At 62.9% G+C, this 22,673-nt stretch carries 19 protein-coding genes; 10 read left to right on the forward strand and 9 right to left on the reverse strand.

The genetic code is table 11. The annotated features are described in order from the left end of the window. Positions 1-108: 108 nt before the first annotated feature. A complete protein-coding gene (locus ACXJMY_RS07530) occupies positions 109-1,404 on the forward strand; it encodes an MFS transporter (RefSeq protein WP_456618681.1) in 1,296 nt (431 codons plus the stop codon). Positions 1,405-1,410: 6 nt separating this feature from the next. On the opposite strand, the gene ACXJMY_RS07535 is transcribed toward ACXJMY_RS07530, so the two are convergent. The 3 genes from ACXJMY_RS07535 to ACXJMY_RS07545 form a co-directional block, all read right to left on the reverse strand. Beyond that, complete coding sequence (locus ACXJMY_RS07535; protein WP_456618682.1) at positions 1,411-2,814, reverse strand: carbohydrate porin; 1,404 nt, start codon at positions 2,812-2,814, stop codon at positions 1,411-1,413. Between the two features lie 12 nt (positions 2,815-2,826). Next, positions 2,827-3,843: a transporter gene (locus tag ACXJMY_RS07540; protein WP_456618683.1), complete on the reverse strand. Its 1,017-nt coding sequence runs from the start codon at positions 3,841-3,843 to the stop codon at positions 2,827-2,829. Between the two features lie 116 nt (positions 3,844-3,959). Next, the gene (locus ACXJMY_RS07545) at positions 3,960-4,742 is read right to left on the reverse strand and encodes an acetoacetate decarboxylase (protein ID WP_456618684.1); all 783 of its coding nucleotides are present in this window, start codon (positions 4,740-4,742) and stop codon (positions 3,960-3,962) included. Between the two features lie 227 nt (positions 4,743-4,969). Here ACXJMY_RS07545 and ACXJMY_RS07550 point away from each other — a divergent pair, with 227 nt between their 5' ends. From ACXJMY_RS07550 to ACXJMY_RS07560, 3 genes are all read left to right on the forward strand, one after another. Next, a complete protein-coding gene (locus ACXJMY_RS07550; protein WP_456618685.1) occupies positions 4,970-6,136 on the forward strand; it encodes a patatin-like phospholipase family protein in 1,167 nt (388 codons plus the stop codon). A gap of 1,063 nt (positions 6,137-7,199) precedes the next feature. Next, positions 7,200-7,475 carry a DUF3303 domain-containing protein gene (locus ACXJMY_RS07555; RefSeq protein ID WP_456618686.1) on the forward strand — a complete coding sequence of 92 codons (276 nt, stop codon included), beginning with the start codon at positions 7,200-7,202 and terminating at the stop codon, positions 7,473-7,475. A 566-nt stretch (positions 7,476-8,041) separates the two neighbouring features. After that, on the forward strand, positions 8,042-9,112 hold the full coding sequence (locus tag ACXJMY_RS07560; RefSeq protein WP_456618808.1) for an acyltransferase family protein: 1,071 nt from the start codon (positions 8,042-8,044) through the stop codon (positions 9,110-9,112). A gap of 245 nt (positions 9,113-9,357) precedes the next feature. Here ACXJMY_RS07560 and ACXJMY_RS07565 read toward each other — a convergent pair whose 3' ends face one another. Beyond that, positions 9,358-10,152: an IclR family transcriptional regulator gene (locus ACXJMY_RS07565; protein ID WP_456618809.1), complete on the reverse strand. Its 795-nt coding sequence runs from the start codon at positions 10,150-10,152 to the stop codon at positions 9,358-9,360. Between the two features lie 233 nt (positions 10,153-10,385). Between ACXJMY_RS07565 and ACXJMY_RS07570 the strand changes: the two genes are divergently transcribed. The 5 genes from ACXJMY_RS07570 (at position 10,386) to ACXJMY_RS07590 (ending at position 14,809) form a co-directional block, all read left to right on the forward strand. Further along, on the forward strand, positions 10,386-11,546 hold the full coding sequence (locus ACXJMY_RS07570) for an aminotransferase class V-fold PLP-dependent enzyme (RefSeq protein ID WP_456618687.1): 1,161 nt from the start codon (positions 10,386-10,388) through the stop codon (positions 11,544-11,546). A gap of 28 nt (positions 11,547-11,574) precedes the next feature. Beyond that, the gene (locus ACXJMY_RS07575) at positions 11,575-12,468 is read left to right on the forward strand and encodes an amino acid ABC transporter substrate-binding protein (protein WP_456618688.1); all 894 of its coding nucleotides are present in this window, start codon (positions 11,575-11,577) and stop codon (positions 12,466-12,468) included. 66 nt (positions 12,469-12,534) lie between these two features. Then, complete coding sequence (locus ACXJMY_RS07580; RefSeq protein ID WP_456618689.1) at positions 12,535-13,329, forward strand: amino acid ABC transporter permease; 795 nt, start codon at positions 12,535-12,537, stop codon at positions 13,327-13,329. Next, positions 13,326-14,018 carry an amino acid ABC transporter permease gene (locus ACXJMY_RS07585; protein WP_456618690.1) on the forward strand — a complete coding sequence of 231 codons (693 nt, stop codon included), beginning with the start codon at positions 13,326-13,328 and terminating at the stop codon, positions 14,016-14,018. Before ACXJMY_RS07580 ends, ACXJMY_RS07585 begins: the two co-directional genes overlap by 4 nt. A 23-nt stretch (positions 14,019-14,041) precedes the next feature. Next, positions 14,042-14,809 (forward strand): amino acid ABC transporter ATP-binding protein, encoded by a 768-nt coding sequence (locus ACXJMY_RS07590; RefSeq protein ID WP_456618691.1) that lies wholly within the window; start codon positions 14,042-14,044, stop codon positions 14,807-14,809. Between the two features lie 57 nt (positions 14,810-14,866). Here the strand turns inward: ACXJMY_RS07590 and ACXJMY_RS07595 are convergent, their stop codons facing one another. Together ACXJMY_RS07595 and ACXJMY_RS07600 are read right to left on the reverse strand one after the other, a co-directional pair. After that, a complete protein-coding gene (locus ACXJMY_RS07595; RefSeq protein WP_456618692.1) occupies positions 14,867-15,361 on the reverse strand; it encodes a hypothetical protein in 495 nt (164 codons plus the stop codon). 129 nt (positions 15,362-15,490) lie between these two features. Further along, positions 15,491-15,703: a hypothetical protein gene (locus tag ACXJMY_RS07600; protein ID WP_456618693.1), complete on the reverse strand. Its 213-nt coding sequence runs from the start codon at positions 15,701-15,703 to the stop codon at positions 15,491-15,493. A gap of 89 nt (positions 15,704-15,792) precedes the next feature. Between ACXJMY_RS07600 and ACXJMY_RS07605 the strand changes: the two genes are divergently transcribed. Then, complete coding sequence (locus tag ACXJMY_RS07605) at positions 15,793-17,262, forward strand: FAD-binding oxidoreductase (RefSeq protein WP_456618694.1); 1,470 nt, start codon at positions 15,793-15,795, stop codon at positions 17,260-17,262. Between the two features lie 18 nt (positions 17,263-17,280). On the opposite strand, the gene ACXJMY_RS07610 is transcribed toward ACXJMY_RS07605, so the two are convergent. From ACXJMY_RS07610 to ACXJMY_RS07620, 3 genes are all read right to left on the reverse strand, one after another. After that, on the reverse strand, positions 17,281-20,163 hold the full coding sequence (locus ACXJMY_RS07610) for an ATP-binding protein (RefSeq protein WP_456618695.1): 2,883 nt from the start codon (positions 20,161-20,163) through the stop codon (positions 17,281-17,283). Between the two features lie 384 nt (positions 20,164-20,547). Further along, positions 20,548-21,561 carry an aldo/keto reductase gene (locus ACXJMY_RS07615; RefSeq protein ID WP_456618696.1) on the reverse strand — a complete coding sequence of 338 codons (1,014 nt, stop codon included), beginning with the start codon at positions 21,559-21,561 and terminating at the stop codon, positions 20,548-20,550. 55 nt (positions 21,562-21,616) lie between these two features. Then, positions 21,617-22,369 (reverse strand): alpha/beta fold hydrolase, encoded by a 753-nt coding sequence (locus ACXJMY_RS07620; RefSeq protein WP_456618697.1) that lies wholly within the window; start codon positions 22,367-22,369, stop codon positions 21,617-21,619. Positions 22,370-22,673: the final 304 nt, after the last annotated feature.

Consider the following 22,673-nt stretch of genomic DNA (forward strand, 5'->3'; position numbering starts at 1 on the left):
CGGTGCATGTCCTGAAATGAGGGAACTCTGTCATTTGCGACAGACGATTCCCGTGCCATTCTGCAGGCTCGCGCAGGTCTCAAACCTGCCCATCAACGTTGAGGCCCAATGATCTCGAACTGGCTCGCGGCATCCCTCAGCCGCCGCAATATCCACTACGGCTGGGTGATGGTCGGCGTGACCTTCCTCGCCGCACTGATCAGCGCCGGCACGGTCGGTGCGCCCGGCGTGTTCATCGTTCCCCTGCAAAAGGAGTTCGGCTGGAGCACGGCGCAAATCTCCTCCGCGCTCTCCATCCGCTTCATCCTGTTCGGACTGATGGCGCCGTTCGCAGCCGCGCTGCTCAACCGCTACGGCCTGCGCAACGTCACGCTGACCGCGCAGCTCATCGTGGTCACGGCGCTGGTGCTATCGCTCGGCATGACCGAGGTCTGGCAGCTCGTGGCGCTGTGGGGTGTCGTGATCGGCATCGGCACCGGCATGACCGCGCTGGTGCTGGGCGCCACCATTGCCACGCGCTGGTTCGCAGCAAGGCGCGGCCTCGTCGTCGGCATCATGACCGCCAGCGTCGCCACTGGCCAGCTGGTGTTCCTGCCGCTGCTGGCAAGCCTCACCGAGCGCTTCGGCTGGCGGCTGGCACTCGGCTTCGTCTGCATCATGCTCGGCGTTTCCGCGCTGGCGGTCCTGCTCGCGATGCGCGACCGCCCGAGCGATCTCGGCCTGCGTCCGTTCGGTGACGAGGGCACCGAGCCCCTGCCCGCGCCGCCCGTCAACCACGGATCGATCACCGCGGTGGCGCTGGGCACGCTGCGCGACGCCTCGAAGTCGAGCGCGTTCTGGATCCTGTTTGCGACCTTCTTCGTCTGCGGCGCCTCGACCAACGGCCTCGTCCAGGTCCACCTGATCCCGATGTGCCTGGATTTCGGCATTCCGCAGGTGCAGGCAGCGAGCCTGCTGGCGGCGATGGGCATCTTCGACTTCTTCGGCACCATCTTCTCGGGCTGGCTGTCGGACCGATACGACAACCGCTGGCTGCTGTTCTGGTACTACGGCCTGCGCGGGCTCTCGCTGATCTTCCTGCCCTTCAGCGACTTCTCGTTCTACGGGCTGTCGATCTTCGCGATGTTCTACGGGCTCGACTGGATCGCAACGGTGCCACCGACGGTGCGCCTGACCGCACAGAAGTTCGGCCCTGAGCGCGCCAATCTGGTGTTCGGCTGGATCTTTGCCGGCCATCAGCTCGGCGCCGGCACCGCGGCGTTCGGCGCGGGCCTGTCGCGGACGCTGCTGGCGAGCTACCTGCCCGCCTTCTTCGTCGCCGGCGCGCTCTGCGTGTTCGCTTCGCTGATCGTGCTGGCGATCTCGCGGCAGCCGCGGCCCGAACCGAAGCCCGCGATGGCGTAGTCCGGGTCAGTACCTGATCGTGGTGGTGACGCCGAAGACTGCGGCGTCACCGATCCGCGAAACTCCGGTCGGATCATTCGGGTTCGGGATGCCGCCGGAGGGGCGGAACACATATTGGAAGTACGGCGCCACCAGCCAGCCAGGCTTGATGTGCGCCTCGTAGATCATCTCGAGCAAGGTCTCGTTGCTGCGCACGGGACTCAGGACGCCGGTGAAGGCCTGGGTATCGACATCGAGGTTGCGGGCGGTGTTGGAGATCCGCATGTAGGCCATCGCCACGCCGAAGCGGTCGAGCGGACGGCCTGGCGTGAAGCCGACGAAGCCGATGCCGCCGTCCACATAAAGGTCGATCAGATTGCGGTCCGGCGGGCTGTAGGCGATGCGGCCGAACGCCGTGACGCCGGGGATCGAGGCCGAGGTGCTGTTGTCCGTGACCTCCGGCGGGCGGTAGAGCACCTGCTCCACGACCGCAAAGATTCCGTAGTTGCCGCGAAGCTTTGCCGGAATGCCGGACCCGTCGGGATCCGCGATCGACATGCCCTCCGCGGTAAACCGCTGGCTGTCGAACGAACCATAATGCTTCCAGGCCCCCGGCGTGAAATTGCCGGCGAGCGGACGGCCGCCGATATCGATGTCGTAGTTGAAGCGGACCTGCCCGATCACCCAGGGCGGATCGTTGACGCGGAATGCGAGACCGTGATGGTCGCGAATCTGCGGATCGGCGTCGCCCGGGCCTGACGGATCGCCGTTGAACACCGCGCCGTAGGCGATGATCTTGTCCGTCAAGGCGGCCTTGACGCGAATGCCGGGCACCGCGATCGGCGGCGCCGGGCCGCCGGCCGGAAGGTTGCTCGCCTTGATCGCGGGCCAGCCGAAGGTGCCGTTGATGAAGAGGTCGTCGGTCTGGCTGTCGAAGAACTCGACGTCCGCGGCCTGCTGGCCCGCCCGGATGTTCAGCCTGTCGCCAAAGAAGCTCTGCTCGAAATAGGCGTTGTAGAGCCGCTGGTCGGGCAGCGCCTCGATCTCGCTGATGGTGGCGAGGTTTTGCACGTAGTTGCGGGAGAGCCCGCGGCCGTAGATCACGAAGGCGTTGGCGTAGAAGCGGCCACCGGTCCAGCCGACGAGCTTGTCGAGATCGGCGTCGACCGACAGATCGAGGCGGCCGAAATGGATGGCGCCGCGCGCGACCCCGCCCGAGACATTGCCGATGTTGTCGGCGATGTAGGTGGCGCCGAAGTTCAGGCCCTTGTTGGCAAGCCCGTCATGCCATTCGTTGAACCATTTGGGCGCCAGCCATTCGGCCGCGCTTTCGTCCTTGGCGCCGGCGAACGCGCCGGTGCTGGCCGCCGTGCAGGCCAGCACAATCGCGGTTGCGCATCGCAACGCAGATCTTTGGGCAGTCCCGATCACGCCTGGCGTACGCTATTTGAAAATACCTGTGCGCCGCATGAACAGATAGGCGGCACCAATCGACGAAGCCATCAAGGCGGCGGCCCAGAGGAAACCGGTCTCGACATCGGTGAGCGGCAAACCCTTGGTGTTCATGCCGAAGATGCCAGTCACCAGCGTCGGCGGCAACAGCAGCGTCGTCACGATCGACAGCGTGTGGAGGTGCCGGTTGCTCTCCTCCTCGTTCTTGAAGCGCAGCTCCTCCTCGAGCAGGCGGCTGCGTTCCCGGAGTTCGACGATGTCGTGATCGAGCCCGTCCAGCCGCTGCGCCAGCTTGCCGGCATGGATGCGCAAGGACGGCGAGAGGTGATCGGTGTTCTTCTGGTCGAGGCGGTGAAACAGCACGCGCAATCCGGTGAGCTGGCGATGCAGCCTGACGCAGGTCCGGCGCAGCCGGCCGAGGATGCGGCGCATCTCCGGCTTGGCCTCGTCGGCCAGAATCCGTTCCTCGATATCGTCGACCTCCTGCCCGAGCTTGTCGGCCATCCGGTCCAGGGTGTCGGCGACCTCGTCGACGATCTTCTCCAGGAGATGGGCGACATTGTCGACGCGGTAGCCGCCTTCGAGCACCCGGCGCGTCGCGTCGGCCGAGCACAGCGCCTGATGGCGGCCGCTGACCAGGAGATGCTCGGTCATGGCGAAGCGCAGGAACGCGGTCTCTTCCGTCGCGCTGTCGATGTCGCGCACGAGATCGGAGAACACGCCGTAGACGCAATTGTCGATGACGTGAAGCTGCTGGAAGGTGTCGTGGGACAGCAGGAGCTCGCGGGAGAGCGGCGGCAGCTGCGAGGCCGTGATCCACGGCCGCACGCGCGCGTCGGTCAGGTTGAAATGCAGCCAGAGCCGGCCGTCATGGCTGAACTCGATCGGCTGGTCGATCGGCAGCGCCTCGGCGCTGCCGTCGCCGTGCAGCCGGAATGCCCAGACGAGGCCAGGGATCGACGGCGCAGCATCCGAAATCGCGCTGACAAGCTTTGCCGGCTCAGCCATGGCCAACCCCAACCGTCAACAGATGCCCCGCTCCGGAAGACGGCTGACGGCATCTTCCGGACCCACGCGGGGTACTCAATTACGGCTTTGTTACAGTTTGATGATAGCGAGCCGCGCTACTCCGCGGCCAGCCCCGTCGCGGCCGCCGCCTCGGCTTCCCTGATGTAGTCATGGACCACGCGGCCGAACGGCAGCGTCAGATCGGCGATGTAGTGATGCGCGCCGACGACGCGGCGAACCGGAAAATCGGCAACCGGCGCATTGACGTGCGGCACCAGATGCAGGCGGCCCGGCCCCATCCACGACCCCTTCGGCACGATGTCGGTGAGGTTGATCGCGACGAGCTGGCAGACCTCGAGACGGCCGTCGACGCCGGGGATCATCTTCAGATTGATCTGCGTCTTCGACAGCGTGGCGCGGGTGAGATCGCCGTTGCCGGCCATGCTCTCGTGCTTGTAGCCCATCGTGCCCATGGCGACGAGCTGGCCGGCATATTCCAGCGTGCCGGTCAGCGTGTCCTTGACGATCTCGAGTTTCGGATGGGCGTATTTCTTGGGAAAGCCCCAGATCTCGCGCCCCGCCGCGATCGGCGGATCGTCGTCCAGATACATCTGCGAGACGAAGTTCACCTCCTCGCCGTGCAGACGCGCCGGAATGACCAGGCCGGATTCGGTGTAGCTGCCGAAGCCGGAGGAGTCCGGCATCCTGATCCATTCATAGTGCACGATCGGCTGCTCGATCGGCTCCAGCGGCTCAGGCAGGCCGGCGCGGATCAGGTCCGGGTCGGTCTCGTAGGTGATGACGAGGAATTCGCGATTGACGAAGCGATAAGGGCCGGCCGGATAGCTCGGCCCGGCAGCCGGCATGGACGGAAGTCTCAGCAAATCTTCCCTGCGCATCGCTGGTCTCCTGTGTGATGTCTGTGAGGCCCGCCCGGCGGCTTCGAGCCCGATGCAAATTGCTAGCCGTCGTCATTGACTGCGATGTGAAGGTTTTCCGTCAGGCGCACGACCCGGCGCCATTCCCGGCGCGGTTGACCAGCATGCGAACGATGCATCGGCGCCGACATTGTCATCACGCCGTCACCGCGGGCCGCAATCGTCGAGCTAAGGCAGGAGACATCACCATGGACGCCCGAACGTCACATCCGTCACATCAGAGCTTTGCGCGGGGCTGGCGCCCCGAGCGCTGCGATCGCGTCGCGCTGGTGCTGCAAGGCGGCGGTGCGCTCGGCGCGTATCAGGCCGGCGTCTATCAGGCGCTGCACGAGGCCGGCATCGAGCCCGACTGGGTCTGCGGCGTCTCGATCGGCGCGATCAACTCCGCCATCATCGCCGGCAACAAGCCGGAGAACCGGCTCGATGCGTTGCGCATCTTCTGGGAGCGCATCACCAACCGCAAGATCTGGCATTATACGCCGGACGGCGACATCTTCCGCCAGGCCCGCAATCTGATGAGCGCCTACATGACCTCGGCGCTCGGCCAGCCCGGCTTCTTCACGCCGCACCAGGTCAATCCGTGGTTCAGCCCGGTCGGCGCCCGCACCGCGACCAGCTATTACGACACCGCGCCGCTGAAGGAGACGCTGCTCGAGCTCGTCGACTTCGACCTCATCAACGACAAGAAGGTCCGCTTCGCGGTCGGCGCGGTGAACGTGCTGTCCGGCAACTTCATCTATTTCGACAACGCCCATGACGAGATCGAGCCGGAGCACATCATGGCGTCCGGCGCGCTGCCGCCGGCGCTGCCGATGGTGCGGATCGGCACCGATCATTTCTGGGACGGCGGCATCGTCTCCAACACGCCGCTCCAGCATCTGCTCGACCAGGAGGACGACCTCAACTCGCTGGTGTTCCAGGTCGACCTGTTCAGCGCCCGCGGCGTGCTGCCGCGCTCGATCCAGGACGTGATGGCCCGCCACAAGGACATCATGTATTCCTCGCGCACGCGCCACAACACCGACGTCTATCGCCGCACGCACAATCTCAAGGTCCAGCTCTACAAGGCCCTGGCGAAGCTTCCCGACGAACAGCTGTCCGACGAGGAGCGCCAGCTCAAGGCGAGCCTGCGCGACATGCCGGAGATCGCGATCCTGCATCTGATCTACCAGCAGAAGGCCTATGAGGGCGACGCCAAGGACCACGAATTCTCGGGCACCTCGATGCGCGAGCACTGGGCGAGCGGCTACGAGGACACCAAGCGCACCCTGAAGCGGCGCGACTGGATCAAGATGCCCGAGGAAGGCATGGGCCTCGTCGTCCACGACGTGCACCGGGAGACGGAGAGCGCGTAAGCGCCGGCCCGCCGTCATCGCGCGCGCAATAATCGAGAGTGGAACTCGAGTTCACCCCCCATCGTCATTGCGAGCGCGGCGAAGCAATCCAGGCAGTCGCCGCTGAGAGACTCTGGATTGCTTCGCTGCGCTCGCAATGACGGAGTATGACGCATCATTGCGTTCATCCAATTCACGCTTCGGCCTGCAGACACGCCTCCGCATTCTCGCGACTTGTTTCGCCCGAGCTTTGCTCTCGTCGTTGCCCCTTCCGGCACGAAAGGGCGCAGGGAAGGCCGGGCGCCGGCTGGCACCCGCAGTCCCGTGTGCTGAAAAGATGCGCACGGGATGGACAACAGGTGAAGCCGAGCAACCGGCCTTCCCTGCGCGGATGGTTTTACGGCTTATGTCGTGCTCTCCCCGGGGAGCGATGCACTATTGCCCCCGTCGCCTTGCGGATGGCTGATGTGCCGACCCGGTTGGGCCGYCCGCATCACCGCAACACTTGACGCACAGACCCCGGGCGTCAGGACCACACGATTTTGCCGTCCGCGCACATCCCCGCCCCTGTCCCCGATGGCTGGCGTGCGCTCACCATCGAAGCCGAACGAGGACGCTGTCAGCGCCGTGTCGTACCGCGCGTGCTGATGCTCACGGGGATTCCGCCCTGCAACGGCCCGGCGCGGCGACGCCGTCGCGGCCACCGCCTCCCTGCCCGCGTCTCGTGACGGTCGCGAAACGCCCCTTCTGGCGGGCCGGAATGGACGGAATATGCGTCATATCCGAAATTCGGTAAACAAGAATGTTTTTGCAAGGAGGGATTGACAGGGTGTTTTGCCCGACGGGCAACGCATCATCTCGCTGAGTATCGCGCAGCTTCGTCAATGGTGCTGACGGTAATTCCCCGGAATTGCCCGTTGCTCCTGCCCCGGTCTGGGATGGACCATTCAACGCATCCACTTCGCCTCGGATCACACCCGCCGCGTCTGTTCTTTCGCCGTTGTTATTCGATACGCAGGCGCTATCGTGTGCAGGCGGCGCAGCCGCGACATTCATCCGATAATTCTAGTAGTGGGAGAATCGCATGAAATTCATAACCACCTGGAGCGTACCTCAAGGCACCTTCAATGCAGCCGTCGCCCGCTTTCTCGAGACCGGCGGCGCACCGCCCGAGGGCGTCAAGATGCTGGGTCGCTGGCATGGCATGAATGGACAGGGATTTGCGATCTCTGAATCGAGTGATCCAAAAGCCATGTATCGCTGGCTCGCGCAATGGTCTGACCTGCTCCCATTGACCGTCACGCCTTGCCTCGAAGACGCAGACGCGGGCGAGGTGATGGCGTCGCTCCCCAAGCGCTGAGCGTCAAGCGTTGATCATCAATACTCACGTCACTGCCGCCGCTGAAACCGGCGGTAGTGACATGCCCGCCAGTGGCGACCTCGCTGCTAGCGCTCAGACGGCGACCGAAGCTCGCATTGCTCGTGGCACTCATTGAGGCGTGCCGTACGTGCTGGCCCAGCCCAATCATGAGGCGGTCGGCTGGCCGAGGCGGGCCTGTGCAAGCAGTATGCCGTCAGAAGCGTCTTGATAGCCATCTGGTCTGTCTACGGTTCATTCCCAGAGACGACCTCTTACAGAAAACTGCGTGTCTCACCTGCGGAGCGCAATCCAGCGCTGTCATCGCAACTTCGCAAAGGCTCTGCAAACAATGCGTCTCGCGTAACATGGCCATCCTGATGGACGGCGTTTCTTTTGGTGCTGCCGCGACCGAGTTCATTCAGACTCTGCGCGACGGCAACAAGGGCAATTCGAGAGGATCTCCGTGACCATCGGCCAACGACTAGACGAGGTCCAGGGATTTGGACCTGGTTTTGATTTCATGCGCATATTCCTGGCCGTCAGCGTCGTGCTGATTTCACGCTCCGCTGACTACTGGAACGTGGTCTCCGCTCGATCCGGTCTGGATGTTTCAGTTTTCGATCCTGCCGATGTTCTTTGCGCTCAGCGGCTTCCTGATCGGGGGAAGTGCGCAGCGACTCGCGTTCAGCTCGTTCATCCTGAACCGCGGATTCCGGATCATGCCGGCCCTGGTCGTGGAAATCGTTCTCTCGGCATTGATTCTCGGGCCGCTCGTAACGAGCTTGGATCTCGCCTCCTACTTCAGCGACGAACGATTCTTCAGGTACTTCCTCAGTATCGTCGGTTTCATCCAATACGAACTCCCGGGTGTCTTTGAGAACGCCCACTATACGCGGATGCTGAACGGGCACGCGGCGGGGATTGTCAACGGGTCGCTGTGGACCGTCCCGCATGAGATGTTCTGCTACCTCATCATGTCAGCCATCATCCTCCTGGGCCTGCTCAAGAGACCTCTTTTCGTGCTGTCGTTGACAATTCTCGTCGTATCCGGTGCCATCGCGTTGCAACTGACGGCACCACATCCGGGCCGTATTCTTGACTCGCTCTCCTACATCTTTGTCCAACGTGGCTCCGCCCGTCTTATTCCGGCGTTTCTGGCCGGTTTGCTCTTCTATCAATTCCGGTACGCGATACCGTTCAGGTGGTCGCTCGCGGCGGCTTGCTTCGCCGGCCTTACCGCGATCCAGTTCATTGGGACGCAAGACTGGATCGCATCGGTGCTCGTCCAGGCCATAACCACACCGATGCTCGCCTACATCACGGTCTTCCTTGGATTGACGCCGCTTCCAAAGCTCGGAATTCTCGGCTCGAGTGATTACTCCTACGGGGTCTATCTCTATTCCTGCCCGATCCAGCAGACTGTGAACTGGCTACTGCCGGATATTCGCAGCAATACCTTCAATTTCGTCACCAGCCTGGTATTGACGGCGCTGTTCGCAGCCTTCTCCTGGCACTTCATCGAGAAGCCTGCACTCAGGTTGCGGAAGAGCTTTTCTTTGGGGCGGCCCGCACATCAAGCCGAGACGCTTGCCGTCGAACCGGCGCCGCTCACGGTACCCTCCCGCGAAATCGCCTAGGCAGAGAATGCGATGGTGGTGACAAGGCCGGACTGTCATCGTGATTGGCGCGACTGTGTCAAGATGCCGATGAAGGCATGGGCCTCGTCGTGCACGACCCACCGGGAAACGGAGAGCGCGTAACGCCCCCACCGCAAAAAACGCGAAAACAACCCCATGCACAGTAGCCGGGGCATGGCGGGTCAATGACTTAGCGCGTCCGCAAAGCGGTTTGACTCGTCGGGCAAAACACCGGCATCATGTCATCATTGAGTATCTGCGCCATCGTCGTCTTCAACTTGCAGAATGGTCTCCGACAGCAGAGCGGCAGCCTTTTGAAGCGGCGGTATGAACCGGTCCAGTTCGGCGAAGCTCACGCGAGCCACCGGTACCGAGACGCCCAGGCAAGCGATCAGTTCTCGATCCGGTGACAGAATCGGGACGGCACATCCCACCACTCCCTTCACATACTCTTCGTTTGTTTTGGCCCAGCCGCGTTGCCGCGTATCCTCGAGAACCTTCATCAGCCCGTGGACATCGACGATCGTCGTTTCCGTGAATTTGGTGAGGGGTAGTGCGCGGCAGAGCTTCGCCCGGGTCCGCTCGGGCAGTCTGCTCATGTAGATCTTTCCGGTCGACGTACAGTGTAACGGCGCCGCCTCTCCCGGATTGAACTGAAGACCTTGCGGCTCCGAAACGCGAACGCTGTCGACATAGGCAACGAAATTATCGCGGACGACGCCGATCTCGCATTGCTCGCCAATTTCTCCGGCGACCGCCCGAAGCACCGCGTGCCGCCGCGCGGTACGAAACGCAGCTCCTATGACAGCGGCGGACAGTGTGACGAGTTGGTTTCCGACAACGTAACGCTTCGTACCCAATGCCTTCTGAAGCAGTCCGCGGTCCTCGAGATTTCCAATCAACCTGTGCGCTGTCGGAAGAGGCAGAGACAGAGCCTTTGCAATCTCTGCTGCTGAGACGGCTTTGCGTTGGTCGGCAACGTGCCGAACGATCGCAACCGCGCGATCCAAAGGCCCATCCTTCTCAATTCGCTTCGTCATTTGCCCACCGGCCGAAATTGGCAGCGAAATCAATATCAAGATCATTCATTATCATTTTTCGGAATAAAATCTATTGAAATTCGACAATTTTGTTTGTCGAAATCCGGAAAGCTCATATTCTTGGCGTCGCCGGTGATTGACTGGAAATTGTGCAGCGCCGTCTCGCCGTTCGAAAATCTCGCTCCGCCGCTGGCCGAGAGCCAGGTCCCGACGGCGCTCAACAGGAGATGTGCATGTCTCGTCACTACGACGTGGACGCCGTGAGGAAGGAATTCCCCGCCGTTGAACGAATGGTCTATCTGGACTCCGGGTTTCAAACGCCACTTGCGCGCCCGGTGAAGGCCGCGATCGAGCTTTTCCTTCGCGAGGGCTTCGAGACGGCCGGACCGAAGAGCGTCTGGCTCGATCGGGTGGAGCAGACCCGCGCCAAGGTCGCTCGCCTTCTCGGTGTGACGGCGGATGAAATTGCCTTCACGAAGAACACGTCGGAAAGCATGAACATCGCGGCAAACGCACTGCCGCTCCAGGCCGGCAATAACGTTCTCATGGTTCACGGCGATCATCCGAACAACGCCTATGCGTTCCTCAACCTGCAACGGAAGGGCGTCGAGGTCCGCTTCATCCCGATGACGGAAGTCGTCGATGCCGACAGCTTTGCTCCCTTCATTGACGACAAGACGCGTGCGATCTCGATGTCGCATGTGACATTCCACGCCGGTCACCGCTTTGACATCGAGGGCGTCGGCGCGATGTGCGCCAGGAAGAAGCTCTACTTCGTCGTCGATGTGATGCAGGCGATCGGCGTCGTGCCGATCAACGCGAGAGCGATCGGCGCCAGCTTCATCGGCTCCGGAAGCCACAAGGGATTGCTGGTTCCGCAAGGGCTCGGGCTTCTCTATTGGGACAAGGCGCTCACAGCGCTGGAGCCGGCCTATCTTGCGGCTGCGGGCCTCGCCGAGATCCCGGGTGATCTGATCGCGCGTTCCGACCTGATGACGCCTTCGCCGACCGCCCGGCGCTTCGAGCTCGGCAACTTCAATCTGCCCGCGATCCATGCCCTGGGTGCTTCCCTCGACATGATCGAGCAGATCGGGGTGCAGAACATCCAGAACCACTGCTTCGATCTCGGCGATCACCTGATCGCGCGCCTGGACGAGCTGGGCGTCCGCCTCGTTGGTCCGCGCGAGCGAAAGCACCGCGCTCCGCACATCTACGTCGTCGCCCTGCCCCCGGCGGACTGGCTCGGCCATTTCGAGGAGAACGGCGTGCGCGTGTCGCCCGAACGAGACGGCATTCGCGTCTCGCTCGGCATGTTCAACACCGCCAACGACATCGATCGCTTGATCGACGTCATTCGCAAGCGAGGGCTCGGACGCCCTTCGGTCGCAGCTTGAATTCGGCAAATGATGGGAAGGTAGAACCATGAAGAAGCTTGTGCAGGTGCTGGCCATTCTCCCCGGTCTCCTGGCGGTCGGCGCACGGCCATCCGCGGCAGCCGACAGCCCGACGCTGGACAAGATCAAATCCGGCGGCGCGATCACCATCGGCCACCGCGAGGCTTCGATACCGTTCTCATATCTCGGGCCCGATCAGAAGCCCGTCGGCTTCTCGCTTGATCTCTGCGCGGCGATCGTCGACCGCATCAAGGACGAGCTGAAGTTACCCAATCTCAAGGTCAACTACATTCCGGTGAACTCTTCGAACCGGATTCCGCTGATCCAGAGCGGGACCGTCGACATTGAATGCGGCGGCACCGCGAACGACAAGAAGCGGCAGGAACAAGTCTCATTTTCCGTCACGACGTTCGTCAGTCAGCCGCGATGGCTCGTCAAGGCGGATGGTCCGAAGACCGCGGCCGATCTCAAGGGCAAGACGATCGTCGTGACCCAGGGCTCCAATGCCGTCGGGTTCGCCCAGGGCGTGAATGCAAAGGAGCAGCTCGGTTTCAACATCGTGCAGGCGAAGGATCATGCCGAATCGTTTCTGATGCTGAGCACGGGACGGGCATCCGCCTTCATGGAGGACGACATCCTCCTTGCGGGCCTCAAGGCCGCGGCGCCAAATCCCGGCGCGTTGATGTTCCTCCCGGAAGGATACGCCAAGATCTATTACGGACTGATGTTCACCAAGGGCGATGCCGACTTCAAGGCGCTCGTTGACGATGTTCTGTCCAAGCAGATGGCGTCGGGGCAATTCGAGAAGACCTATGCCAAGTGGTTCAACAGCCCGATTCCGCCGAAGGGCGAAAATCTCGCATTCCCTCTCTCGGAGTCGCTCAAGGACAGGATCGCGCATCCGAGCGACGCGGTCGATTGACCGGCGACATCGTTCGGCTCTTCTCACAAGGTAATCCTCGTTCGCACCTGTAACCTGGGGCTCGCGATGTTCGGAGTGCTTTTTGAACAGACGGCAGATGGCCAACGCTATATCGACTGGCTTCTGTCGGGCCTCGGCTGGACCCTGGCTCTCGCCTTCTTTGGCTGGTGGATCGCCTTTGGCATCGGAGTGATCGTCGGCGTCGGCCGCACAGTCCAGAACCGTTTCTTCTCGATCCTGGCCCGGCTCTATGTCGAGATATTTCGAAACATTCCTGTCCTGGTGCAGATGTTCCTCTGGTACTTTGTTTTCCCAGAAGTGGTGCCGAGCGCTCTCGGCGATGCAATCAAGCAAATCCCGCCGCCCTGGGCATCGTTCTTCCCGGCACTTCTTTGCCTGGGACTCTACACCGCCGCCCGAATAGCCGAGCAGGTTCGGGCGGGGATCGAAGCGCTGCCGAAGGGACAGGTTGAGGCGGCCAATGCTCTCGGCCTCAGCGGTTACCTCACCTATCGACACGTCATCGTGCCACAGGCTTTGCGCCTCATCGTGCCAAGTCTCACCAGCGAGGTGATGGGCATCTACAAGAACACCTCCGTCGCGCTCACGATCGGCTTGATGGAGCTTACCGCCCAGGCACGCCAGATCAGCGAAGCCACGTTCCAGACATTCTCCGCATTTGGCGCCGCAACCATCGTCTATCTCTGCCTGGCACTGGTTGCCTATCAGGCCATGACGCTGATCGACAAAGCCGTCCGCATTCCGGGCAGCGCTTCCGTCAACCTCACGGCCGACCAGGATCTGGCCGCCGACGTGCAGCAAGGCGGCGCTCTGCCCGGCGCCATGGAGGCCGTGAAATGAACACCCTCGATTTCTCGATCGTCGCGCAATCCTGGCCCTATCTCTGGTCGGGCCTCCTCTTCTCGCTGTCGCTCACGGCCGCCGCATTCGCCGTCGGCATGGTTCTCGGAACCTGCCTTGCGCTCGTCCAGCATTTCGAGATTCCGGTGTTCGCCCAGATCATCCGCGGCTACGTTGCGGTCATCCGGTCGATCCCGCTCATCCTCGTCCTGTTCTGGTTCTTTTTCCTGGTCCCGATCGTGCTTGGGCATCTCAGCGGCAACGGCCGCCCTGTTCCGATCGGCGCCACCTATACCGCCTTCATCACCTTCGGCTTGTTCGAGGCCGCCTACTACTCCGAGATCATCCGTGTCGGGCTGCGGGCCGTGAACAAGGGCCAGTTCGAGGCCTGCCAGGCGCTCGCGCTGTCCACCTACGACACCTACCGCCATGTCGTCCTCCCCCAGGTGCTGCGCGTGGCCAGTCCGATCATCCTGAGCCAGACGATCATCCTCTTTCAGGACACCTCGCTCGTTTACGTGCTGTCGCTGACGGATCTTCTGGGCGCCGCTTCCAAGCTTGCGCAGCTCAACGGCCGCCTCGTCGAAATGTACCTCGTCGTCGCGGTCGCCTATCTCGCCATCAGTTCGGCAGCCTCCCAGTGTGTCGCTGTCCTTCGCAAGCGATACGCTCTCGCCACATCGCGATAACGCCTCGAATTTGGGAGACGAACATGCCTCGAGAGACCTTGAGCGAAGCCACGCGGCCCGGCGCAATTGTCGTCGTCGAGAATGTGATGAAGCGGTTCGGCGCATTCACCGCGCTGAACGACGTCAACCTCGAAGTCGGCAAGGGCGAGAAGATCGTACTCTGCGGACCTTCGGGCTCAGGCAAGTCGACGCTGATCCGTTGCATCAACCATATCGAGAAGCACGACGGAGGCCGGATCGTTGTCGACGGTGTCGAGTTGAGCGACCGCGTCGCCGACATCAACAGCGTTCGCTGCGAAGTCGGGATGGTGTTTCAGAGCTTCAATCTATTTCCGCACCTCACTGTTGCGGAAAACTGCATGCTGGCCCCGATGAAGGTTCGCGGCATTTCGCAAGTAGAGGCGCGCGATCGCGCACTCGGCCTGTTGCGGAAGGTCCGCATCCAGGATCAGGCGGACAAGTACCCAGCACAACTATCGGGAGGTCAGCAGCAACGCGTCGCCATCGCGCGAGCGCTGTGCATGCAGCCCAAGATCATGCTGTTCGACGAACCGACGTCGGCTCTCGACCCCGAAATGGTCAAGGAGGTGCTGGAAACCATGGTCGAGCTGGCGCGAGACGGAATGACGATGGTCTGCGTGACGCACGAGATGGGCTTCGCGCGCGAGGTCGCCGACCGGGTCGTCTTCATGGATCGCGGAAGCATCGTCGAGGAGGCGGATCCGGAAACCTTCTTCCGGGCGCCTCGCACCGACCGGGCGAAGGGCTTCCTGAACCAGATTATCCACTAGGGACCTGCCCTTTAACTCCGCGGCTGTCACCTTGCAGTCCGCGTTCGGTGATCGAAGTCACTTGGTTTCCTTGTTCAAATCGATCGCGACCTCCGACATCCAGGAGCCCGGTGCCTCCATCAGGAAGGACTGATGATTGCTCTTGGTCTGGATCGTCACCAGCGCGGCCACGGTGTTTCCCTCAATTCGCGCCTCGATCAGGCCATCCTTGTTGGTGCCGTAGACCTTGCCACCCTGCCGGTATTCGCTCTCGAACCAATTGCCGGAAAGCTCCGTCCCGCTCTGCTCGATGTTCGCGGACAGGACCATCTTGTACGCATCGCTCGCGCAGCGCAGATCAAGTGTCAACGACCGTCCAGGCCTGGTGACGTTGTACGCCACCTTGCAGCGAACCTTCTCACGCGGGCTGTCGGACGGCTTCATCGTGCCGATGCCCGACCATGTGCCAGCCAAACTGTCGAACACCGGCTCTGCGCACAATGGGCTGATGCCGACGAGCACGAGGCAGGCCGCGCCAATGCCCATGCGCGCCGCCGAGGACCTCAATAGCATTCTGTCTATCCTGATCGGTAAAGTTCGAGCGCGTCCTATACCCTGATGGCCGCGGGATGTTGGCGAAGATGTTTACAAATGTTGCGGAGATTGCCTGAACGTTGCCGGGATCGACGCGTGGTCAGCACATCAACCGGTGATGAAGCCGATATCGCCGCGACGAGTTCCGGTTGACCCGGCTCGGCCGTCGATGCGATGGATGTTGCCAATGACATCGGCTTGCGGGTGGCTCGCGCCGATGGGGCCAAGCGCCGTCTCTGCGGCGGAGGTTCTGCCGGCCGGGATCAAGCGGCCGCTATGAGGGGACAAACCACCCGCCCCGGTTTCATGGTCGAGCCACATTGCCGTTAGACTCCCCGGCCCAAACGTGGACAATGCCCCCGACGCACGTCACGTGCGCAGTGCACACCAAGATGCGCCAGGGGAAACAAATGCCGCTACCGTCGTCCGTACCCACCATCCCGACCGCTCCATTGACCGCCCGGATGCGCGATGCATTGCGCACGATCGTGGGCGAGAAGGGTCTGATCGAGGACGAGCACGGCAAGCAGCCGTTCGTGACGGACTGGCGTGGATTGCTGGTTGGAGGTGCCGGGGCCGTCGTTCGTCCGGGCAGCACCGAGGAGGTCTCCAAGGTGGTCCGGCTTTGCCATGAGCACGGCGTCGCCATCGTGCCGCAGGGTGGCAACACCGGCCTGATGGGCGGGGCCACGCCCTGGCCTGCGCACACCGGCATCGTGTTGTCGCTCGGCCGCATGAACCGCATCCTGGACGTCGATCCTGTCGGCTACGCGATGACGGTCGAGGCCGGCTGCGTTCTGCAAACGCTTCAGGAGACCGCGGCCCATCACGACAGGTTCCTGCCCCTCAGCCTTGGCGCCCAGGGCTCATGCATGATCGGCGGCAATCTGTCGACCAACGCCGGCGGCGTGCAAGTGCTCCGCTATGGCAATGCCCGCAATCTCGTCCTGGGGCTTGAAGTCGTCTTGGCCAACGGCGACGTCTGGGACGGATTGCGTTCGCTCAAGAAGGACAACACCGGCTACGACCTCAAGCACCTCTTCATGGGCGCCGAAGGGACGCTGGGCATCATCACGAAGGCCGTGCTCAAGCTATGGCCTGCCCCCAAGGATGTCTGCACGTCGTGGCTGGCCATCCGGGATCCACGCGCCGCCCTGGAGATCCTGTCCGACGCGCATGCCGCATCGGAGGACAATGTCGGCTCCTGCGAGCTGATGAGCCGCAGCGCCATCGACATGGTGTTGCGTCATATCCCCGGCACCCAGGACCCTCTCAGGGCGGACACGCCATGGTACCTCCTGCTTGAATGGTCGTCCTCGCGCGCGCGCCGGGACGGGGCCGAGGGCATGTCCGAGAAGATGGAGCAGTTTCTCGCCAATCAACTCGAGGCCGGCCGCGTGCTCGATGCGGCGATCGCTCACACGGTCGGTCAATCGCGCAACATGTGGCGTATCCGGGAAAGCGTCGCCGAGGCCTCCCGGGCGGAAGGTCCGGGGATCAGCTTCGACGTATCGGTGGCCATCTCCAGGATTCCGGAGTTCATCGACAAGGGGCTCAAGGCCGTGCTCGATATTTTACCGAGCATTCGCCCCTATCCGTTGGGACACATCGGCGACGGCAATCTGCATTTTTCGTTCATGGGGCCCAAGGGCATGGATCAGCAGACGCTGACCCAATATTCGTCCGCCATCACCCGGGCCGTGAACGATCTCGTCACCTCCATGGGCGGCTCGATCTCGGCGGAACACGGCATCGGCATCGACAAGCTCGACGAGCTCAGTCACTACCGGTCCAAGACCGAGCTCGACATCATGCGCACCATCAAACGCGCGCTCGATCCGCAAAACATCATGAATCCCGGCAAGGTGCTGCGGCTGTGATGGACGCCGGGCTGGACCTCACGGCCGAGGAAAAGCCGAAGACATTGTATGCTCAAGGAGCAGAGAGGTACGTTTGCCTCTTCTGAGCCTTGATTGATCAAGTTGCTTTCCATCACGACCCTTGGCAGCCGCCAGATGCAATAATCGGGAGGCACGAACGAGGTCTTGTGATTCGAACCCCTCGGTGAATTCATCATAGATCGGCGCAAGCAATTGGAGGGCCTTGCGCCTGCGGCCAAGCGCCATCCAATGGCTCGCAAGATCAGTGCCGATACGCAGTTGGTAGGTCAAGGCGCCTATTGCTCGCGCTTCGACAAGCGCTTCCTGCAGCAGTTTTTCAGCGCGTTGGGTCTCGCCTGCATGGAGCAGGACCGACGCATGGATCCGCAGCAGCTCCGAACGGCACCAACGCTCGCCTTGCTGCTCTTGGTGCGCGATCGCTCGCGCCACGGTTTCGCGCGCCTCGTCGATACGCTCCTGCCGTAACAAGGCACCGGCTACGACCGCGAGATAGCTGCCGATCCGCATCAAGAAGCGACATTCGATCAGTTCGTCGATCGCGGCGCGAATATCCTCCACTGCGCGCGGATCGCCACGCAAGTCGCGAAGGCAGGCGGAGAAATAGCGCTCGACCGGAACCCAGCGCGAGATGCGCTCACGTTCCAGGTTGCGACGCAGCCGCTCGGTGAAGCTCTCGAGCGCGTCCAGATTGCCGGTTTCGAACGCGACAGGAAGTGCGGCGAGCCCAAGTGCGTTCGACTGCGACACCCAATGGCCGCTGCGGTCCGCGGCGTCGACGGCGTCGCGGGCCAGTCTTGCCGCGTAATCGGCTTGCCCTTGCATCCACGCCACGAATGGCAGGTTGAAGCGAACGGTGATGAACCGGTAGACCTCGTTCGCATCCTTGCGCGAACGGCCCTCTGCCAGCGAATAGGTCGCCGCGAGACGATCCAGAACCGGGCGACTCTTGCTCAATTCGCCGGCAAAGGCGCGGGCCCAGGCGAGTGCGCGATCGGCTTCGGACGTTGCCGTCAGGTCGCGGTCCCGGTCGGCGAGCGCGGTGGCCTCCTCGAGATAGGTTATGGCGCGCGCAATCCGGCCGATCTGCAACAGGTAAAAGGCAAAGCCCACCAGCGCACGTTGCTGATACTCGATGTTGCCGGCCCGCCTTGCAAAGGCGATCGCATCGAGCCAGGCAACCTCGTTCTCATTCGACATCTTGCGAGCGTAGAACAGGCTCCATCCAAGGGCGCAGGCGAGCCTTGCCTTCGACAGATCATCGCACGCGACCGTCTTGGCCAGGGCGAGCGCGTCCTCCAATCGTGCCTGCGCTTCCGACAGGATGGAGGTTTCCGACCACAAGGTGATCGCCGCAACCGTGAGCCTGATTCCGAGGACGGTATCGCCTTCCTCGCCGAATGCCCAAGACAGCGCAGCTCTCATATCGGCGATGCGACCGAGGTAGCGCTGGGTCCAATCGGTCGGCTCGCGCCAGTTCCACTCCTCCTCGGACTGTTCGAACAACGCGAGGACGCATAGTGCATGACGGCGCCGTGCCTGGCCGCAGGCCGGATCGGCCTGGCGCCGCTCGGCGGCATACCGCCGTGTGCTGTCGAGCAGCCGGTAGCGCAGGCTCGCGCCCCGGGCCTGCGCACTCAACAGCGATTTGGCGACGAGACTGCCGAGGCCGGTGACGACGTCGACCGGGGTGAGCCCCGCCGCCTCCGCGACGAAAACCGCGTCCTCGGCATCAAAGGCGTCACTGAACACCGACAGCGACGCGAAAAGTCTCGCTTCCTTCTGCGACAGCAGCCGGAAGCTCCAGTCGATCGTCGCCATCAGGGTTTCATGGCGCGGCGGCGCGCCCTCGGCGCTGGGGGCGCGAAAACCCAGCTTCTGGTCGAGCAGCGCCACCAATTCGCGAGGGTTGAACCTGCCGATCTGGGCCGCCGCCAGTTCGATCGCCAGCGGAAGGCCGTCGAGCGAGTGGCAGATCGAGGCGACGTCCTCGCAATCATCGTCAGCGAACTGGTAGTCCGACCATTCGGCGGCGCGACGGACGAACAGCTGCACCGCCGGAAACTTCACGGCCTGATCGACCGTCAGGGCATGGCCAGACTTCGGTGAGGCCAGCGAACCAAGCCGCACGACATGCTCGGTGGCGGTGCCGAGCGGTTCGCGGCTCGTCGCAAGCAGCCTGCAAGGCGATGTGTCCGCCATGAACTTGCCGGCAAAGATCGTGGCGGCGGGCAGAACATGCTCGCAATTGTCCAGAACGAGCAGCATCTGCCGCGGTCTCAAATAATCGAGAGCCGCGGCCAGACCGTTGTCCGTATTGCCTCTGATGCTCAGTGCCGTCACCAGCGCCGCGCCGAACAGCGTCGGATCGGAAATTGTTGCGAGGTCGACGAAGCAGACGCCGTCGCGACACCGTGGTGCAAACGCCTGGGCGACGGCCACGGCAACGGTCGTCTTGCCGATCCCTCCTGCGCCAGCCAAGGTCACGTGCCTGTTGTCGGCCAACAGATCGGCGATTTCGACGATTTCCGCTTCGCGACCAACGATGCCGCGCAACAATGGCGGATTGGACAGGGGAAGCGGATCGGCAAGCGCCAGATCGTCCTCGATCTCGCCGATGCTGATTTGCACATCCGCGATGAACTTGTACCCGCGGCGCGCCACGGTGGCGATGTAAACGGGCTCGATCTGGGTATCCCCCAGCGAACGCCGCAAGCTCCACATGTTGACCTTGAGATTGCTGTCGTGGAGGAAGGTGCCCGGCCAGGCCGCCGCCATCAGCTCATTCTTGCTGACCAGCTCGCCGCAGCGCTGCACCAGCAGCTGCAAGAGCTCGAATGCGCGCCCGCCCAGTTTGACGGGGCGTCCGTCGAGAAGCAGCAACTGACGGCGGGGAACCAGTCGAAATGGGCCGAAGCAGTACGTGAGTTCCTGCCGGCGTGTGCCCCGTTGCCGTGTCTCCGTGGCAGCCCGCATTGATCATTGCCAATCGATCGACGAGATCGCCTGCTATTATCATGCACTGCACACTTGTTGAATAGAGCCGTTCTGAATTCGCACGAATGCGGCAGGCATTTGCCCGCGGGATGGCTGCGACAAAACCGCTCGCGCGCGGACCGGTCGGCGCGCGCACATGGAACGGGTTCTATTTTTTAGGCAGGCCAAGAATTGCCATGCGCACGACTTCGACGCCGCCTTGGCGAGCTCCGCCAGCCTGGCGAACCAAAAGGCATCGGGTTGGGGATGAACTGCTGCGCTCTCGGTGCCTCAATCGGCGGCGGGAAGCGGAGCCCCGGCGTTGACGAGCCCTTCCGAACGGAGCTCGCGCCAGAAATCGGCGGGGATGGCTTCCTCAAGCGCAGCGCGATCCTCGGCGATGCGGCTCGGGCGGCTCGCGCCGGGAATGACGGCCGCCACTAGCGGATTGGCGAGCGCGAACTGCAGGCCTGCCGCCTTCATGCTGATGCCGTAGCGGTCGGCGATCGCCTTGATTCGCGCCACCTTGTTGAGGATTTCCGGAGGCGCCGGCGCATATTCGAAGTTCGGACCGCCGACGAGCGCGCCCGAACTGTAGGGGCCGCCCACGACGATCGCGAGCTCGTGTTCCGCCGCCATCGGCATCACCCGCTGAAGCGCCCTTGCATGATCGAGCAGCGTATAGCGGCCCGCGAGCAGGAAGCCGTCGGGGCGCGGCTCTTCGAGCGCGAGCAGCAGCTCGATCGGCTCGACCCGGTTGACGCCGAGGCCCCACGCCTTGATCACGCCCTCGTCGCGCAGCCGGTCGAGCGTCCTGAACGCGCCCTTGCGCGCGCTTTCGAAAACCGCCAGCCATTCGTCGCCGTAGAAATCCTGCGCGACGTCGTGCACGAAGGCGATGTCGATGTGATCGGTGCCCAGCCGTTTCAAACTGTCCTCGATCGAGCGCAGCGTCCCGTCCCGGGAATAGTCGTTCACGATCCTGTTCGGGCGCCCGTATTTGAAGACGCCGCCCTTCTCGCCGAGGTCGCGGGCACTGACATCCTCGATCTCGTCCAGGATCAATCTCCCGACCTTGGTGCTGACAACATAGTCGCTTCGCGGCCGGCCGGCGAGCGCAGCACCCATGCGGATCTCGGCAAGACCTGCGCCATAGAAGGGCGCCGTGTCGAAATAACGGATGCCGTCGTCCCAGGCTGCATTCACCGTCGCCAGGGCTTCCTGCTCCGGGATGTCGCGGAACATGTTGCCAAGCGGCGCCGCACCGAAGCCCAGTCTTCCCGGCAGAATATCCTTGAGGGCCATGTTGCGAGTCCTTGTGTGTGACAGCCGAAGCCATCCAGGCGCGGCGCGATCGGTCTCACTCGGCGTCTGCGCTTCTGATGAACGCCGCGACCTCGCGCGGATGCGACAGCATCACCGCGTGGCTGCTTTTTAGCTCCGCCACTTTCGCGCCCGAGCGCTTGGCCATGGTGCGCTGTGCGGTCGGGGGGATCATGTGATCCTCGCTCGTCACCATGTAGTAGGTCGGCTTCGCCTTCCAGGCCACGCGATCGACCTTGGTCTGCACCGCCTGCAATCCCCAGGGCAGTTGCGCAGCCCCCATGAAGCGGGTCGTGGCCGCGTCGACATCGGCCGCGAACGAGGTGGGGAATTTATCGCGCTCGACGAGGAGATAATTGCCTTCGGCGACAAGCGGAGCCTTGTGCTCTCCGGCCGGCGCCGGTGCTTCCGCCAGCGTGCTGACCGACTCCCCGGCGTCGGGAGCAAATGCCGCGAGATAGACGAGGCTGCGAACCTTCGGATTGTCGCCTGCTTCCGTGATGACCATTCCACCATAGGAATGCCCGACGAGAATGACCGGATGCCGCGCCTTGGCGATCACGCGTTCGGTCTCCGCGACATCGTCACGAAGCGTGATCGTCGGCTGCTGGACGACGAGCACCTCATAGCCCGCGTCCGAGAGGATGTCGTAGGTGTCCTTCCAGCCCGAGCCATCGACGAAGGCGCCGTGGACAAGGACGATGGAAACGGTTCTTTCGGCCGCGACCGCGGTGGCGGCCTGGGCCGTTGCGATCGACATTGCGGCAAGCGCGGAGATAAGCGGCTTCATACTGGCTCCAATCCTCGATGCGGCGGCATCGCCGTCGATGAGCCCTCCACTAGATCACGCGAGCGGTGCGGTATTTCCGATTCCTGCGCGATGGCGGACGCATCTTGCTCATCCGCGGCGAGACGAGCTCTCGAAGCCGATCTTGCCTGGCTCCAAGCCTTTGCTTTGCTTGCCTTTTACCTCTTTTAACCGCACCGCCTCTGGACTTCGCCACAGCGGCCTGTGAGACATTCGCAACGGCGTGGCGGCGGCCGGGGCCGCAACTCACCACCGGATGGAATGATCGCTCGCTCGCGATGCGGGG

The sequence above is a fragment of the Bradyrhizobium sp. P5_C12 genome (assembly GCF_054049735.1).

What these genes read in the sequence shown, in the direction of transcription:
- ACXJMY_RS07570 (WP_456618687.1), top strand. Translation starts at nt 10,386, where the DNA reads ATGTCTCGTCACTACGACGTGGACGCCGTGAGGAAGGAATTCCCCGCC.
- ACXJMY_RS07615 (WP_456618696.1), bottom strand. Translation starts at nt 21,561, where the DNA reads ATGGCCCTCAAGGATATTCTGCCGGGAAGACTGGGCTTCGGTGCGGCG.
- ACXJMY_RS07545 (WP_456618684.1), bottom strand. Translation starts at nt 4,742, where the DNA reads ATGCGCAGGGAAGATTTGCTGAGACTTCCGTCCATGCCGGCTGCCGGG.
- ACXJMY_RS07580 (WP_456618689.1), top strand. Translation starts at nt 12,535, where the DNA reads ATGTTCGGAGTGCTTTTTGAACAGACGGCAGATGGCCAACGCTATATC.
- ACXJMY_RS07550 (WP_456618685.1), top strand. Translation starts at nt 4,970, where the DNA reads ATGGACGCCCGAACGTCACATCCGTCACATCAGAGCTTTGCGCGGGGC.
- ACXJMY_RS07595 (WP_456618692.1), bottom strand. Translation starts at nt 15,361, where the DNA reads ATGCTATTGAGGTCCTCGGCGGCGCGCATGGGCATTGGCGCGGCCTGC.
- ACXJMY_RS07530 (WP_456618681.1), top strand. Translation starts at nt 109, where the DNA reads ATGATCTCGAACTGGCTCGCGGCATCCCTCAGCCGCCGCAATATCCAC.
- ACXJMY_RS07555 (WP_456618686.1), top strand. Translation starts at nt 7,200, where the DNA reads ATGAAATTCATAACCACCTGGAGCGTACCTCAAGGCACCTTCAATGCA.
- ACXJMY_RS07620 (WP_456618697.1), bottom strand. Translation starts at nt 22,369, where the DNA reads ATGAAGCCGCTTATCTCCGCGCTTGCCGCAATGTCGATCGCAACGGCC.
- ACXJMY_RS07565 (WP_456618809.1), bottom strand. Translation starts at nt 10,152, where the DNA reads ATGACGAAGCGAATTGAGAAGGATGGGCCTTTGGATCGCGCGGTTGCG.
- ACXJMY_RS07575 (WP_456618688.1), top strand. Translation starts at nt 11,575, where the DNA reads ATGAAGAAGCTTGTGCAGGTGCTGGCCATTCTCCCCGGTCTCCTGGCG.
- ACXJMY_RS07600 (WP_456618693.1), bottom strand. Translation starts at nt 15,703, where the DNA reads ATGTGGCTCGACCATGAAACCGGGGCGGGTGGTTTGTCCCCTCATAGC.
- ACXJMY_RS07540 (WP_456618683.1), bottom strand. Translation starts at nt 3,843, where the DNA reads ATGGCTGAGCCGGCAAAGCTTGTCAGCGCGATTTCGGATGCTGCGCCG.
- ACXJMY_RS07605 (WP_456618694.1), top strand. Translation starts at nt 15,793, where the DNA reads ATGCCGCTACCGTCGTCCGTACCCACCATCCCGACCGCTCCATTGACC.
- ACXJMY_RS07585 (WP_456618690.1), top strand. Translation starts at nt 13,326, where the DNA reads ATGAACACCCTCGATTTCTCGATCGTCGCGCAATCCTGGCCCTATCTC.
- ACXJMY_RS07590 (WP_456618691.1), top strand. Translation starts at nt 14,042, where the DNA reads ATGCCTCGAGAGACCTTGAGCGAAGCCACGCGGCCCGGCGCAATTGTC.